We start from the raw sequence: 15,164 nt of genomic DNA, 5'->3' as shown, positions 1-15,164 counted from the left end.
AGCTTCCTCTGGTTGCTCTCGAGCGACATGTCGTAACGCTGCGGGATTCGCTCGGCGCGCCGGCTATGGGGCAGGTCCGCTCCCTTGCGGTATCTCCCCGAGAGCCACCCGCCTGCGAGCGGGCTCCACGGGATGACGCCCATGCCGTAGCGCTGGCAGGTGGGCAGCACGGCCGCCTCCACCTCCCGGGCGAAGATGGAGTACGGGGGCTGCTCGCACACGAAGCGCTCCCGGCCCCGCCTCTCCGCCGTCCACTGCGCCTCGACGATCTCCTCGGCCGGGAAGGTGGAGCTTCCGACCATCCGCACCTTGCCCTGCCGGATGAGGTCCGAGAGAGCTCCGAGGGTCTCGTCGACGTCGGTCCACTCGTCGGGGCGGTGCACCTGGTACAGGTCGATCCAGTCGGTGCCGAGGCGGCGCAGGCTTTTCTCGCACTCCTGCACGATCCAGCGCCGGGAGTTGCCCTGCTCGTTGGGGTCCTGGCCCATCGGCCCGTGGAACTTGGTGGCGAGCACCACCCGCTCCCGCCGCCCCCCGGCCAGGGCCTTGCCGACCACCACCTCGGAGTCACCGGCGGAGTACACGTCGGCCGTGTCGATGAAGTTGATCCCGGAGTCGAGGGCGGCGTGGATGATCCGGACCCCCTCGTCGTGGTCGGGGTTGCCCCAGGCGCCGAGCATCATGGCGCCCAGGCACAGCGGACTGACCTTCACGCCGGTCCGTCCGAGGTTCCGGTACCGCATCCCCACCTCCCGCTCGCGTCCCGGCGACCCTACCCGCCCGCCCCTGCGCTTGACCGCGGCGACGCCCGGGCCGAGGATGGCCGCATGCGCATCAGCATGGGTGTTCCCTACGCGTCGAGCTTCAAGGCCTCCGCCGACCGGGTGGTCGAACTGGAGAAGGCGGGGCTCGACATCGTCTGGGTGGCCGAGGCCTACGGGTACGACGCCGCCACGCTCATGGGGTACCTGGCGGCGCGCACCGAGCGGGTCCAGATCGGCTCGGGGATCCTGCCCATCTACACCCGCACCCCCGCCCTGATGGCCCAGACGGCGGCCGGGCTCGACCATGTCTCCGACGGGCGCGCCATCCTCGGGCTCGGGGCGTCCGGGCCCCAGGTCATCGAGGGCTGGCACGGCGTGCCGTACGACCGGCCCCTGCAGCGCACCCGGGAGATCATCGACATCTGCCGCCGGGTGTGGCGGCGCGAGGTCCTCACCAACGACGGCGTCTACCGCCTCCCCCTGCCCGAGGGCCAGGGCACCGGGCTGGGCAAGCCCCTCAAGCTCATCACCCACCCGACGCGCGCGGACATCCCTATCTACGTCGCCTCTCTCGGCCCCAAGAACGTGGCCATGACGGCCGAGGTGGCCGACGGCTGGATGCCGATCATGTTCATCCCCGAGAAGGCGCACGACGTATGGGGCGGGGCGCTGGCCGAGGGCCGCTCCCGCCGCGCCTCCGGCCTCGGACCGCTCGAGGTGGTCGCGGGCGGGGCCCTGGCCATCGGCGACGGCCTCGAGCACCTGCGCGACGCCGCCCGGCCCATGGTGGCGCTCTACGTCGGGGGGATGGGCGCGCGGGGCCGGAACTTCTACAACGACCTGGCCCGCCGGTACGGCTACGAGGCCGAGGCGGAGGAGATCCAGGATCTCTACCTGGACGGGAAGAAGGACGAGGCGGCCGCCGCCGTTCCCACCGAGTTCCTCGAGAAGACCTCGCTGGTGGGGCCCGAGGGCTACGTGAAGGAGCGCATCTCGGCCCTGGCCGAGGCGGGGGTGACGGTCCTGTCGGTGACGCCGATGGGACCGGACCCGGTCAAGCTGGTGGAGCAGGTGCGGACGTGGGCGGAGGACCTGTAGCCGGGTCGCGGAAGACGGCGCCCCGGTAGTACCGCATCTCGTCCAGGCTCTCGCGTATGTCGTCGAGGGCGCGGTGGCCGCCCTTCTTCTGCGGGGCGCCGGCCAGCACGTCGGGATACCAGCGCCGGCACAGCTCCTTCACCGTGGAGACGTCGATCGAGCGGTAGTGGAAGAAGTCCTCCACCTCTGGGAGGTGGGCGGCGAGGAAGCGGCGGTCGGTGCCGATCGAGTTGCCGCACAGCGGGACGGTGCGCGGCTCGGCGATGTGGCTGCGCAGGAACTCCATCAGCTCGGCTGCGGCCTGCTCGAGCGAGACCTGGGACCTGCGGATGGCGTCGAGCAGCCCGCTGCGGGAGTGCATGGAGCGCACGACATCCTGCATGCCGGCCAGCTGCTCCTCGGTGGCGTGCACGACGACGTCGGGGCCCTCGGCCACGATCTCGAGCTGGTCGTCGGTGAGCAGGCACGCGATCTCGACGATCACGTCCCGCCCCGGGTCGAGCCCGGTCATCTCCAGGTCCATCCAGGCGAGCACGGCCCCGGACCGTATCGTGCCCGGGTGCTCGAGGTTCCCGTGCTCCGGCTCGATCCCGACCTGCCGGTGCCGTCCTACGCCCGCCCGGGGGACGCCGGCGCCGACCTGGTGGCCCGGGAGGACGTCACTCTGGCCCCGGCCGGCGGGCGGGCCCTGGTCCCCACCGGACTGGCCCTGGCCGTGCCGGAGGGTTACGCCGCCTTCGTCCAGCCCCGGTCGGGGCTGGCCCACAAGCACGGCGTGACCTGCCTGAACACACCGGGCCTGATCGACTCCGGCTACCGCGGCGAGATCAAGGTCCTGCTGGTGAACACCGACCCCGAGCAGGCCTTCACCGTCCGGCGGGGGGACCGGATCGCCCAGTTGGTGGTCCAGGCCGTCGAGCACGTCTCGTTCGTCCCGATGCCGGAGCTGCCCACCTCCGAGCGGGGCGAAGGGGGCTTCGGTCACACCGGAACCTGAGGTCCCCCGGACCCCGCCCCTGATACGCTGGCGGGTCCACGCGGACGTGGCTCAGTTGGTAGAGCACAACCTTGCCAAGGTTGGGGTCGCGGGTTCGAATCCCGTCGTCCGCTCTCGCGCTCAAAGCAGCTCGACGCGCAGGGCCCGCACCACCGCCGGGCTGGTGACGATCTCGATCTCGGCGATCGTGTCACCGGTGACGTGGAAGGCGAACACGGCGCGGGGCGTTCCGCCGGGCGCCCACACCGCTCCCGGCGTGTCGTCGATGAGGGCCAGCTGGGCCGCCTGGGCCTGACCCACCAGTATCCGCGCCACCGCGGACGCGCCCCGGACCTCGGGCACCAGCTGCGGCGCGCCGCGGTCGCGGTTGGCGGCGGCCGCCTTCACCGCGGCCCGGTCGGCGCGCAGGACCGCATCGGGATCCAACAGGGCCACGAGGGCGTCGAACTGGCCCTGGCGGGAGGCGGCCAGGAACGCCTCGACGACCTCCTGCTGGCGTCTCCTGCTGGCGGTGGGAACCTCGTCGTTGTTCTGGACCCGGCGCCGGGCGCGACTGGCGAGCTGGCGGGCGGCGGCGGGGGACCGGTCGAGGATCGTGGCGATGTCGTCGAACGGGACGGCGAAGAGATCGTGGAGGACGAAGGCGAGCCGTTCCGACGGGGCCAGCGTGTCCAGCACCACGAGCAGGGCCGGCCCCAGCATCTCGGCCAGGATCACCTCCTCCTCCAGGGCGGCGCCCTCGGGAGGGGGCTCCTCGTGCTCGAGCGGCTGCTCCGGGCGGGCCTGGCGGGAGCGGAGCATCCCCAGGCACACCCGGGCCAGCACGGTGGTGAGCCACCCGCCGAGGTTCTCGATGCTGTCGGCGTCGGACCGGTTCAGGCGGATCCACGTCTCCTGCACGGCGTCCTCGGCCTCGGTGAACGATCCCAGCATCCGGTAGGCGACCGATTGAAGCCGGGGCCGGCTGGCCTCGAACTGCGCCGTCAGGTCAGTGTCCATGTCACCACCTTGACGCGCCGGCCGCCCCGAATGTGACAGGCACGGTCGGCCCGGCCGGCCCACCGGCTCTGTCACACATCGGCGTCCCGCCGCGTCATCATCGCTGATCAACAACGACGGGTCGGTGTCGACCCACGACATCCAAGGAGTGACGATGACCGGCTCTTCCACCGAGGGCATCAAGACCGTGCTGCACCCGGTGTCCGATCTGGAGAAGGCCAAGGCGGTGTACGCCGCCCTGCTCGGGGTGGCGCCGCAGGCCGACGCCCCCTACTACGTCGGCTTCGACGTGGCGGGCCAGCACATCGGTCTCGTACCGGGCGGAGACTCGCAGGGGATGAGCTCACCGGTCGCCTACTGGCACGTGCCGGACATCGAGGCGAAGCTGGCCGAGGTGAGCGCCGCCGGCGCGACCGTGAAGGAGGCCCCGCATCCCGTCGGTGGCGGACGGCTGGTTGCCACCTTCACCGACCCCGACGGAAACGTGCTCGGGTTGCTCCAGGACTAGCGGCGCCCGAGCTCGGCCACGAGCTTACGGGGGGCCACCGCCCGGTAGGCGTCCTCGAGGAGCGCCTCCACCCCGGCCCAGTCCACCTTCCCGTCGAGGCGCACTCCGATCCAGCCCCGGCCCCCTACGTACGGGGGGCGGAAGAACCGGTCGGTCCCGGCGCCGACGAGGGCCTCCTGGGCGCCGGGGGGCGCGGCACACCAGAGATGGGGGAACCCGTGGTCGTGGTGGCCGTCCGGCCACAGCATCACGAACTGCTTGCGGACGAAGAAGGCGGGGCTGCCGTGGCTCGTCTTCTCGGTCACCTCGGGCAGGCCGAGGCAGATGGCCCGGACCCGGTCGGCGACCCGCGACCGGGTCCGGGGCGGAGGAGGGCTACCCGACGTGATTACCGCAGACCGGCTTTCCGTCGGACGGCGCCGGCACGAACTGGCCGTTCTTCACCTGGGCGTACCAGCCGCACGTCGTCTGGGACGGCTTGCCGAAGTCGGCCAGGCTGATGTCGATCGGCTGGGGCAGCAGGCCCTCCCCGGTGTAGCCGGTGACATTGTGCAGGTTGTCGATGAAGGACGGGCGGGTCGGGTTCTTACCCGCCGACTCGAGGCCCTTGACCATGAGGTCGGCGCTCATCCACCCGTAGTACCAGTCGAATCCCGGGACGCCCGAGAACCCGGCGTACTTGCTGAGGGCGGCCCGGAAGGCCTTCTCCGGCGCCGAGCTCAGGGGCGGGCCCTCGGAGATGAAGAAGGAGCCCTCCGCCGCCGCCAACGCCGACTTGTCGTCGAGAAGGGACTGGCCGTAGCCGGTGGCCGACACCGCCACCTTGAGGTTGAGCCCGGCCTGCTTGGCGGCGGTGATGATGGCGAAGTTCGTGTTGTTGTCCATCTGCAGCGCGGCCGAGTCGACGTGGGCGGCCTTCATGGCCAGCACGATCGGGCCCACGTTGACGCCGCCGAACGGAATGCTGGTGTTGATGTAGCCGGCCTTGAGCCCGACCTTGGGGGCCACGATCCCGACCGCCTGGGCGGACGCCGACGAGGACGGGGATATCCCGTAGCCCATAGCGGCGATGTTGGTTCCACCCTCCATCTTGATGAACTTGACCCCGCCGTCGTTCTCGGAGTTGACGAGGAAGTTGGGGCCGGTGTTCCCGGTGAAGGAGAACATGTTGGTGTTGGGCTGCTGGCCCCACTCCGGACCGTCGAAGCCGCCGCCCGTCACCGGGACGCCCTGCTGGTTCAGGTACTTGGCCGAGGCGAAGAAGAACGGGGTCCCGGCTATGACGGCGAACACGTTCTTGCTCACCAGGTCCTGTGCGGCCGTCTGGTCCTGGGTGAGGCTGCCGCCGTCGTCCACGGCCGTCAGGGACACCTTGCGCCCGTTGATCCCTCCGGCGGCGTTGGCGGCGTCGAAGCGGGCCCGGGCCCCGTCGGCGTAGTGCACGAAGTTGGGACCGGCCACGCCCGTGGTCGAGGTGATGATACCGACGCTGATGCCGCTGGTCGTCACGCCCGGGGCGCTGGCGGTGTTGCCGCTCGTCCCCGAGGCGGTCGACCCCGTCGAACCCGACGCCCCGCTGCTGCCGGAGCTGCTGCACGCCGCCGCCCCCAGAGCCACCAGGCTCAGGACGGCGATAGTGCCGGTTGACCGCTTCTTCATGCCCGACCCCCCTGGGATCCGGTCCGTTTCGCCGAACAGCCAGGGACGATCCCACCATTCCGGGGGCCTGTCAACGACTCCTGGCCCGGTCCGGGTCGTCGGCGTAGACCAGGGTGTGCAGGGCGGTGATCATTCGGCCCGCCGCCTCTTGGCCTGGGCGGCCTGCCGCCCCCGGATGGCCTGGTCCAGGGCGGTCTTGCGCAACCGGACGCTCTGCGGTGTGACCTCCACGGATTCGTCCTCCCGTATGAACTCCAGGGCCTGCTCCAGCGAGAGTATGCGGGGCGGGATCAGCCGGACCAGCTCCTCGGCCGTGGAGGAGCGGACGTTGGTGACCTTGCGCTCCCGGGTGGGATTCACGTCCATGTCCTCGGCGCGGGCGTTCTCCCCGATCACCATCCCCTCGTAGACCGCCACCCCGGGCCCGACGAAGAGGGAGCCGCGCTCCTGGAGGGCCAGCAGGGCGTAGGTCGTGGTGACCCCGCGCCGGTCGGCCACGAGCGAGCCGCTCGGGCGGGTGCGCATGTCCCCGTGCCAGGGCTCGTAGCCGTCGAAGACGTGGTGGAGGATGCCGGTACCCCGCGTCTCGGTGAGGAACTCGGTGCGGAGCCCGATCAGTCCCCGGGACGGCACGCGGTAGTCGAGGCGGGCCCAGCCGGTGCCGTGGTTCACCAGCTGCTCGAGCTTGCCCTTGCGGAGGGCGAAGAGCTGGGTCACCACCCCCAGGTACTCCTCGGGAACGTCGATCGACACCCGCTCCACCGGCTCCTGCAGCTTCCCGTCGACCGTCCGGGTCACGACCTGGGGCTTGCCCACGGTCAGCTCGAAGCCCTCCCGGCGCAGCGTCTCGACCAGCACCGCCAGCTGCAGCTCTCCTCGGCCCTGCACCTCCCAGGTGTCGGGCCGCTCGGTCGGAAGGACGCGGAGGGCCACGTTGCCGACCAGCTCGGAGTCGAGACGGCCCTTGATCAGGCGGGCGGTCAGCTTGGTCCCCTCGGTGCCGGCCAACGGAGCGGTGTTGACGCCCACGGTTATGCCGAGGCTGGGAGCGTCGACGGTCAGCACGGGCAACGGCGCCGGATTGTCGGGGTCCGACAGCGTCTCTCCGATCGTCACCTCGGGGATGCCGGCCAGGGCGGCGATCTCCCCCGGCCCCGCCTCGTCGGCCTGGACCCGGTCCAGGGCGTCGGTGAGGTACAGCTCGTTGACCCGGGCCGGCTGGACGCTCCCGTCGACCCGGCACCACGCCACCGCCTGGCCCCGGCGCAGGGTGCCGTTGAGCACCCGGCAGATGGCGAGGCGACCGAGGTAGGGACTGGCGTCGAGGTTGGTCACCAGCGCCTGCAGGACGTGGCCCGGCTCGTACGCCGGCGGAGGGATGTGGTCGAGGATCGCCTGGAACAGCGGCTCCAGGTCGGTTCCCTCCTTGCCGGGGTCGGTGCTGGCCCGCCCGGCCCGGGCGTTGCAGTAGATGATCGGGAACTCGATCTGGTGCTCGCGGGCGTCGAGGTCCAAGAACAGCTCGTAGACCTCGTCCACCACCTCCGAAGGGCGGGCGTCGGCCCGGTCGATCTTGTTGACGACCAGCACGATCGGCAGGCCCCGTTCGAGGGCCTTGCGCAGCACGAAGCGGGTCTGGGGCAGCGGTCCCTCGCTGGCGTCGACCAGGAGCAGCACGCCGTCGACCATCCCGAGGGCCCGTTCGACCTCTCCACCGAAGTCGGCGTGGCCGGGGGTGTCGACGATGTTGAGCTTGACCCCCCCGTGCCGGACGGCCGTGTTCTTGGCCAGGATGGTGATGCCCTTCTCCCGCTCCAGGTCCATGGAGTCCATCACCCGTTCCGCCACCTCCTGGTTGGCTCGGAACGCCCCGGACTGCCAGAGCATGGCGTCGACGAGGGTCGTCTTGCCGTGGTCGACGTGGGCGACGATGGCCAGGTTTCGAAGGTCGGGGCGTGAGGCGGTCATAGGAGGCGGGCGGCGGGGTGAGGTCAGCAGCGAGGTCCGGCGGCGCCGCCCGGACCCGTCGCATCCCCGGAGGCCAGGCGCTCGACACCGCCGACCACCAGGGTGACATACACGTTCTCCAGCGCCGCCGCGTACTCCGGCGTGGGGCGGAGGCGCCACTGGGCGAGGACCGACTCCACCGCCCCGAGGGCCACCCGCATGGCGATGCGGGCCCGCCGGTCGCCCAGGCCGAACTCCTTGGCCGCCTGGGCGCCGAAGTAGCGCACCGTGTCCCGGTCCCGGCCGAGCTGCACCTTCCGCTGGGACTGGTTCCGCACCCCGGCCGAGCGGAGGGCGGCCAGGGCCGAACCCCGGCTGGCCTGGGCGCGCAGGGCGCCGTGGATCAGGGCCCGGAACATCTCCTCCAGCGTGACCGCCGCCTGGACCTGCGCCGCCAGCTCCGAGTGCAGGAGCGCCGACTCGCGCTGATAGAGGGCGGCCAGCAGCTCGCTGCGGTTGGCGAAGTGCTTGTACACGAGGGGCCGGCTCACCCCCGCCTGCTCGGCCACCGCTTCCATCGAGACCGACTCGACGTCCCCCGCGGCGACGAGCTCGGCGGCGGCGTCGAGCAGGGCGTCACGCCGGTTGGACCGGGCCAGTCGGGTCGGCTCCGGTCCCGCGCTGTCCCGTTCGCGGGGGTTTGCTACTGACGGAACCATGGTGTCAGTCTGTCACCAAAGTGCCGGGGGGTGACTCGGAAGCGATGCTGCTGGGGGGATCGCGGGTTCGAGATGAGGTGACGGGCCGATCGCGGCCGCCGGGGCCGGCGCCCCGCGTCCGCCGCCGGGGCCGGGTCCCGGCTCCGCTCCTCATCCTGTCAATCGTCGTTGCGGTGGCGGCCGGGTCCGCCGTCGTCCTGACCCGGTCGGGCGGCGGCGGGCCGGGCGCGGCGCCGGCTGGTCCCGTCCCGCGCTTCGGCGTGGTGTCCGGCTACCACATCGTCTACCGGACGACCGCGCCGGGGCAGGCCCCCGGCACCGAGCAGATCTGGGTGCGCCGGCCCTTCGAGAGCGTCGACGAGACCCTCGGGGGGGCGCCCGGCAGTGGGCCCCCGGACCTGACCACGGTCACCCGGCTCGGCCGTGAGGTCCTGCAGGCCAACGGCGGGCAGCCCACCGAGCTCAGCGGGCCGGTGGCACCCCCGCCGGTCGACGTGCGCATCGACGGCATCGTCGCCGACGGCGTCCACAGCGGCCGGCTGGCGCTCGAGGGTCGGGCGGTGGTCGCGGGGCGCCGCTGCACGGTCGTGCGCAGCGCCGGCTCGCTGCGGTCGGGTCCGCTCCGACTGCTGGGGGCCGGATCGAGCTACGTGGACAGCTGTTTCGACGCCGACGGGCTACTGCTCGACGAGCGGACGGTTCGCGACGGCCGGGTGGTGTCCGAGCGCCGCGCCGTCACGGTCGCGACCGGGGCCGACGCGGCGTCGGGCGGCGATTACGGGCTGACCGGAGCCGTGACCCCCGAGGACCATGGCGGTGGCGCCATCTCCGCTCTGGCCCCGGGCAGCCTGCCCCCCGGCCGGTCGTGGGTGCTCCCGCGCCCGCCTGCCGGCTTCGTCCATGTCGGCCGCTACGCGATCGAGCCGCCCCAGCCGCAGGCGTTCACCGGGGGCGGGGTGGGCCCGCTGACCGGCGACGCCGCCGGATCGCTGGTGGTCGGGATCGACGACGTGTTCGTGCGGGGCTCCGACGTGATCGTCGTCGAGGAGGGAGAGACCCTCAATGGCGCCCGGTTCCCGGCTCCCACGGGGGGACAGGCGGTCGACCTCGGCGCCCTGGGCCGGGGTCAGCTGCTCCTGTCGGCGGTGGGCACGACCGTCAACGCCGAGCCCGTCAACGGGACCCGGTTCGTGCGCATCACCGGGACCGCCGGGGCGGCCGAGCTCGTGGCGCTGGCCCGGTCCCTCCGCCCGGTCGACGAGAGGACGAGCACTCTCGTGCGGGTCCCGGGAGGGGTGCAGTGACGGCTCTGGGCGCGCCGGTTCCCGGTGGCGGCGCGATGGCCCGGTTGATCGACGACCGCGGGGTCCGCCGGGTCTGCAACTGGGTGGCGGCGGCCCTGGCGCTGTACTGGGTGGTCGATCGTCTCTGGCCCGCTCCCACGGGCGTGCTGATCAAGGGGGCGGTCATCGGGGGCCTGTACTCGCTGATCGCCCTCGGCATCTCCCTCGTGTACCGGGCCAACCGGATCATCAACTTCGCCCAGGGGGACATGGGCGGCGTGCCCGCCTCGCTGGCGGTGCTGCTCATCGCCGTGTCGCACTGGTCGTACTTCGCCGCCATCCCCGTCGGGTTGGTCTCGGGTGTCCTCATCGGCGTGCTGATCGAGTTCCTCTTCATCCGCCGCTTCGCCAAGGCGCCCCGCATGGTGCTGACGGTGGCGACCATCGCCATTGCCCAGATCCTGATCATCGGCGAGATCGGGCTTCCCAAGGTGTTCGGCGCCCAGCTGCCGCCCCAGATCTTCCCGTCCCCGTTCAACGTCTCGTTCGGCATCGGGCCCGTCCGCTTCCAGGGCAACGACGTGTTGGCCATGGCCGTGATCCCTGTGGTGATCGCCGGGCTCACGTGGTTCCTCAACCGGACCCACATCGGCGTGGCGGTGCGCGCCTGCGCCGAGAGCGCCGACCGGGCCTCCCTGCTGGGCGTGCCGGTGAAGCGGGTCAACCTGGTCGTGTGGGCGGTGGCCGCCCTCCTCGCCACCGTCGGCGTCATCCTCCGCGCCGGCGTGGTGGGCCTTCCCATCGGGACCGCCCTCGGGCTGTCCGTGCTGCTGCGCACCCTCACCGCCGCGGTGATCGGCCGCATGGAGCGGATGCCGACGATCGTGGGGGCCTCGATCCTGCTCGGGGTGATCGAGCAGGCGGTGGTGTGGCACACCGGCAATGCCGACGTCGTCGACCTGGTCCTGTTCGTGGTGATCCTGGTCGGGCTTCTCGTCCAGCGCCGCCAGCTCGCCAGCCGGGCCCAGGAGGCGGCGGTCTCGACGTGGATCGCCATGCGCGAGGTGCGGCCCGTCCCTCCTGAGCTGGCCCGGCTGCCCGTGGTGACCTGGGCCCGCCGCGGCGTGCTGGCGGCCGTGGCCGTCGTGGTCGTGGTCATCCCCTACCTCCTGGGCGAAGCCAAGACCGAGCTCGGCAGCTTCCTCGCCGCCTACCTGATAATCGCCCTGTCGCTGCTGGTCCTCACCGGGTGGACGAACCAGATCAGCCTGGGTCACTTCGCCTTTGTGGCCGTCGGCTCCGCCACGGGGGCGTGGATGACCATGCACTGGCACGTCGACCTCGTGGCCCAGATGGCGCTGGCCGGGTTGCTCGGTGCCGTCGTGGCGGTGGCCATAGGCATCCCCGCCCTGCGGATCCGCGGCCTGTTCCTTGCCGTCGCCACCCTGGCCTTCACCTTTGCCGCCAGCTCCTACTTCTTCAACTCGAGCCACTTCCACTGGATGCCGAGCCAGTTCCAACCCATCCCGCGCCTGCCACTGTTCGGCCGGGTCTCGCTCGGTACCACCGACCGCTACTACTACTTCTCCTACGCGGTACTGCTCGTGTGCATCCTGGCCGTGGCGGGGATGCGCCGGAGCCGGGTGGGGCGCATCCTGGTGGCCACCCGCGAGAACGAGCGGGGAGTGCAGGCCTACGGCGTCAACGTCACCCGGGCCAAGCTGCTGGCCTTCGCCATCTCGGGCTTCCTGGCCGCGGTGGCGGGCGTCCTCATAGTGAACCACGACGGCTACCTGTACAGCGGGCTGGCGGACCCGCAATCGGGGATCGACGTGTTCACCATGGTCGTGATCGGGGGGCTCGGGTCGATGACCGGCGTGTTTGCCGGCGCCATCTACCTCGAGGGCCTGTCCTGGTTCGCCAACTCGGTCCCCAAGTCCCTCGAGAACATCTTTCAGATCATGGGCAGCGGGATCGGCCTGCTGGTGATCCTGATGTTCCTGCCGGGCGGTGTGGGCTCGGCCATCTACCGGGGCCGGGACCGGCTGCTACGCGCCTTGGCCGAACGGCGCGGGATCATCGTGCCCAGCCTGGTTGCGGACATGGCGATGCGCGACGACCAGGGGGCCGACCGGGTGATCCTCGAGGCCGCTCCGACGGTGGCGCACGCCGAGCTGGGACGGGACCAGGTGACGGCGTGACCGCCGTCTCACCGCCGCGGGTACCGCGTTCTCCGTCCGGCTACGTCAGGTGGCTGGCCGGTCAGGTCGGCCGCAGCGGGCTGGGCCCGGTGATGATCCTGCTGGCGGCGGCCAGCATCGAGCGCTTCGGCAATCAGGCCCTCACCGTCCTCCTGCCCGACATCCGCGACACCTTCCATCTCACCAACCAGCAGGCCATCACCACCGTCACCGTGGTGTCGGTCCTGCCGGCCCTCCTGTCCCCCTTTGCCGGGTTCGTGTCGGACCGGATGGACCGGATCCGCCTCTCCCAGTGGGGCACGGCCGCGGTCGGGATCGTGGCGGTGGGACTGGGGCTGGCGCCCAAGTACTGGCTGTTCCTGGTGCTGGCGGTGCTGGCGGGGATCGGGCTGCTCGTCAACAACCCGGCCCACAGCAGCCTGATCACCGACTACTACCCGCCGGAGTCGCTCGGGATCACGTTCACGCTCTATCTGTTCGCCGTGTCGGCCGCCGCCCTCCTGGGCAGCCCGCTGGCGGGCGGCGTGGCGGCCGGGATCGGCTGGCGCGGGGCGTTCCTTCTCCTCGGCGTGCCGGCGGTGATCGGCGTCTGGCTGCTGGGCCGCCTGCGCGACCCCGGCCGGGGCGCGTCCCTCGGCCTGGTGCTGGAGAGGGAGGAGCGGTCCTCGTTCTGGGAGGGGTTCCGCCGGGTGAAGGCGGTGCGGTCGCTGCGGCGGACGTGGTGGGCGGCGGCCTTCTTCGGAGGAGGCGTCATCGCCTTCAACCTCCTGCAGAGCGTGTTCTTCAAGGACGTCTACCACTACAACTCGCTGGCGCGGGGTGTGGTCATAGCCCTGTTCGGTCTGGGCGGGCTGGTCGGCACCGTCCTGGGGGGCTGGATCGTCCAGGTCGGGATGCGACGGGGCCGCCCCGAGCTGCTGCCGGTCATCAACGGGCTGATGGTCGTCGAGTTCGGCGTCGGGATCATCCTGATGGGCGTGCTGCCCTGGTCGATCGGCTCGGCGGCGATGTTGTTCGTGCTCGGGATCGGGGCCTCCGGGTTCACCCCGGCGTACAGCGTGATGATCGGGCTGGTCACCACGCCGCGCCTGCGGGGCCAGGCCTTCTCGTACTCGCTGATCTGGGTGACCCTCGGCGCCCTCGTCGTGGCCCCGGTCATCGGAGGCATCGCCAACCACCACCAACGGGCGGCGGCATACGTGCTCGGGATCCTCGTCGTCGGCGCCGGGCTGGTGGAGCTCACCGCCCGCCAGTTCGTGGCGCGCGACGTGGCGGAGGCGCGCAAGGTCCAGGCCGCCGCCGACGTGGACGCCCTGCTCTCGGTCCGGGGGCTGGAGGTGGCCTACGCCGGAAACCTGCAGATCCTGTTCGGTGTCGACCTCGACGTGCGCCAAGGGGAGGTCGTGGCGCTGCTCGGTACCAACGGCGCCGGCAAGTCGACGTTCCTCCGGGCGGTGAGCGGCCTCGTGGACCCGGTGGGCGGGGCGGTCTTCTTCAACGGCCGCGACGTCACCCACGCCGACTCGGTCAACAAGGCGGTTCTCGGCATGGCGCTGGTGCCCGGGGACCGGGGCGTGTTCCCCGGGCTGACCGTGGCCGACAACCTGCGGATCGCCGGCTGGATGTTCCGCAGCGAGTCGGCGCAGTTCCGGGAGGCGACCGAGCGGGTCCTCGACTACTTCCCGGTCCTGCGGGAGCGCTGGGAGGTGCCGGCGGGGAACCTGTCAGGGGGCGAGCAGCAGATGGTCGTGCTGGCCCAGGCCCTGATGGGCCGGCCCCGGCTCCTCATGATCGACGAGCTCTCGCTGGGCCTGGCCCCGATCGTGGTCGAGCAGCTGTTGGGAACCGTCCGCCAGCTGGCCCGGGACGGGACGACCATCCTTCTGGTCGAGCAGTCGGTGAACGTGGCCCTCACCGTCGCCGAGCGGGCCGTGTTCATGGAGAAGGGGGAGATCCGCTTCTCGGGGCGCACCGAGGAGCTGCTCGAGCGGCCGGACGTGCTGCGCGCCGTCTTCCTCGAAGGGGCCTCGGAGGCGATGGCGGGGTCGCGCTCGGGGGCCCGAACCCGCGCCCGGGAGCAGGGCGCCGGGGCCGCCGGGAACGGAGCGGGGCCCCGGCCGGTCCTCGAGGTGGAGGCGGTGACCAAGCGCTTCGGCGGGGTGGTCGCCAACGAGGACGTGTCGATGACCCTCCACCAGGGTCAGATCCTGGGTCTGCTCGGACCGAACGGGGCGGGCAAGACGACGCTGTTCGACCTCATCTCCGGCTTCTTCCCCCTCGACTCCGGGCGGATCCTGCTGCACGGCCTGGACATCAGCCACCTTCCCCCCGACTCGCGCGCCCGGCTCGGACTGGGGCGGTCCTTCCAGGACTCGAAGCTGTTCCCCGCCATGACCGTGACCGACACCATCAAGGTGGCGCTCGAGCGCCACGTCGAGGTACGCGACCCGCTGGCGGCGGCCCTGAGCCTCCCGGCGACGCTCGACTCCGAGGCGGCGGTGGCGGAGCGGGCCGGGGAGCTGGTAGAGATGCTGGGGCTCGGTGCCTACCGGAACAAGTTCGTGGCGGAGATCTCGACCGGAACCCGGCGGCTCATCGACCTGGCGTGCATCCTGGCCCACGAGCCCTCCGTGATCCTCTTCGACGAGCCGTCGTCCGGCATCGCCCAGCGGGAGAGCGAGGCCCTGGGGCCCATGCTGCGCAAGGTGCGGGAGCTCACCGGCTCCAGCCTGCTGGTGATCGAGCACGACATGCCCCTCCTCACCGGCCTGGCGGACGAGGTGGTGGCGTTGGACCTCGGGCGGGTCCTGGCCCAGGGGCCACCCGACGAGATTGTCAACGACCCGCGGGTGGTCGCCGCCTATCTGGGCACCGGATCCGACGCGGTCAGCCGCTCCGGGGGCCTCCCGGCCCGCCGGAGCGGGACCGGAACCCGAACCCGGACGGCCCGGTCGGGAGCGGGAAGCAGGCGGCGGGTCGCCACGACGGA

At 71.7% G+C, this 15,164-nt stretch carries 13 protein-coding genes and 1 tRNA gene; 7 read left to right on the top strand and 7 right to left on the bottom strand.

The genetic code is table 11. The annotated features are described in order from the left end of the window. On the bottom strand, window positions 1–713 hold a 713-nt coding region (locus VFW24_11435; GenBank protein HEX5267376.1), incomplete at its 3' end, for an aldo/keto reductase. A 114-nt stretch (window positions 714–827) separates the two neighbouring features. Between VFW24_11435 and VFW24_11430 the strand changes: the two genes are divergently transcribed. Beyond that, the gene (locus VFW24_11430) at window positions 828–1,862 is read left to right on the top strand and encodes an LLM class F420-dependent oxidoreductase (protein ID HEX5267375.1); all 1,035 of its coding nucleotides are present in this window, start codon (window positions 828–830) and stop codon (window positions 1,860–1,862) included. Here the strand turns inward: VFW24_11430 and orn are convergent. Further along, entirely contained in the window at window positions 1,819–2,397 is a 579-nt protein-coding gene (orn, locus tag VFW24_11425) for an oligoribonuclease (GenBank protein ID HEX5267374.1), read from the bottom strand. The two genes, VFW24_11430 and orn, sit on opposite strands and share 44 nt — an antisense overlap. 24 nt (window positions 2,398–2,421) lie before the next feature. Here orn and dut point away from each other — a divergent pair, with 24 nt between their 5' ends. Then, complete coding sequence (gene dut / locus VFW24_11420; protein HEX5267373.1) at window positions 2,422–2,859, top strand: dUTP diphosphatase; 438 nt, start codon at window positions 2,422–2,424, stop codon at window positions 2,857–2,859. A 40-nt stretch (window positions 2,860–2,899) separates the two neighbouring features. Further along, a tRNA-Gly gene (locus VFW24_11415) sits at window positions 2,900–2,972 on the top strand. Between the two features lie 7 nt (window positions 2,973–2,979). Here the strand turns inward: VFW24_11415 and VFW24_11410 are convergent. Further along, on the bottom strand, window positions 2,980–3,858 hold the full coding sequence (locus VFW24_11410; protein ID HEX5267372.1) for a sigma-70 family RNA polymerase sigma factor: 879 nt from the start codon (window positions 3,856–3,858) through the stop codon (window positions 2,980–2,982). 154 nt (window positions 3,859–4,012) lie between these two features. On the opposite strand from VFW24_11410, the gene VFW24_11405 reads away from it, so the two are divergent. After that, window positions 4,013–4,366: a VOC family protein gene (locus VFW24_11405; protein ID HEX5267371.1), complete on the top strand. Its 354-nt coding sequence runs from the start codon at window positions 4,013–4,015 to the stop codon at window positions 4,364–4,366. Here VFW24_11405 and VFW24_11400 read toward each other — a convergent pair. From VFW24_11400 to VFW24_11385, 4 genes are all read right to left on the bottom strand, one after another. Further along, window positions 4,363–4,692, bottom strand: a complete 330-nt coding sequence (locus VFW24_11400) for an MmcQ/YjbR family DNA-binding protein (protein ID HEX5267370.1) — start codon at window positions 4,690–4,692, stop codon at window positions 4,363–4,365. The two genes, VFW24_11405 and VFW24_11400, sit on opposite strands and share 4 nt — an antisense overlap. A 49-nt stretch (window positions 4,693–4,741) precedes the next feature. Further along, window positions 4,742–6,025, bottom strand: coding sequence for an ABC transporter substrate-binding protein (locus VFW24_11395; GenBank protein ID HEX5267369.1), 1,284 nt, complete (start codon window positions 6,023–6,025; stop codon window positions 4,742–4,744). A 129-nt stretch (window positions 6,026–6,154) separates the two neighbouring features. Beyond that, the gene (gene typA / locus VFW24_11390) at window positions 6,155–7,993 is read right to left on the bottom strand and encodes a translational GTPase TypA (protein ID HEX5267368.1); all 1,839 of its coding nucleotides are present in this window, start codon (window positions 7,991–7,993) and stop codon (window positions 6,155–6,157) included. A 23-nt stretch (window positions 7,994–8,016) separates the two neighbouring features. Beyond that, the gene (locus VFW24_11385; GenBank protein ID HEX5267367.1) at window positions 8,017–8,691 is read right to left on the bottom strand and encodes a helix-turn-helix domain-containing protein; all 675 of its coding nucleotides are present in this window, start codon (window positions 8,689–8,691) and stop codon (window positions 8,017–8,019) included. 173 nt (window positions 8,692–8,864) lie between these two features. Between VFW24_11385 and VFW24_11380 the strand changes: the two genes are divergently transcribed. The 3 genes from VFW24_11380 to VFW24_11370 form a co-directional block, all read left to right on the top strand. Further along, window positions 8,865–9,995, top strand: a complete 1,131-nt coding sequence (locus VFW24_11380) for a hypothetical protein (protein ID HEX5267366.1) — start codon at window positions 8,865–8,867, stop codon at window positions 9,993–9,995. Next, window positions 9,992–12,175: an ABC transporter permease gene (locus VFW24_11375; protein ID HEX5267365.1), complete on the top strand. Its 2,184-nt coding sequence runs from the start codon at window positions 9,992–9,994 to the stop codon at window positions 12,173–12,175. The genes VFW24_11380 and VFW24_11375 overlap by 4 nt, the downstream gene beginning before the upstream one ends. Continuing rightward, on the top strand, window positions 12,172–15,164 hold a 2,993-nt coding region (locus VFW24_11370), incomplete at its 3' end, for an MFS transporter (GenBank protein ID HEX5267364.1). The genes VFW24_11375 and VFW24_11370, both read left to right, overlap by 4 nt.

The sequence above is a fragment of the Acidimicrobiales bacterium genome (genome assembly GCA_036273495.1).
Classification (GTDB): domain Bacteria; phylum Actinomycetota; class Acidimicrobiia; order Acidimicrobiales; family JAJPHE01; genus DASSEU01.
This window is presented reverse-complemented; position numbering and strand designations above follow the sequence as displayed.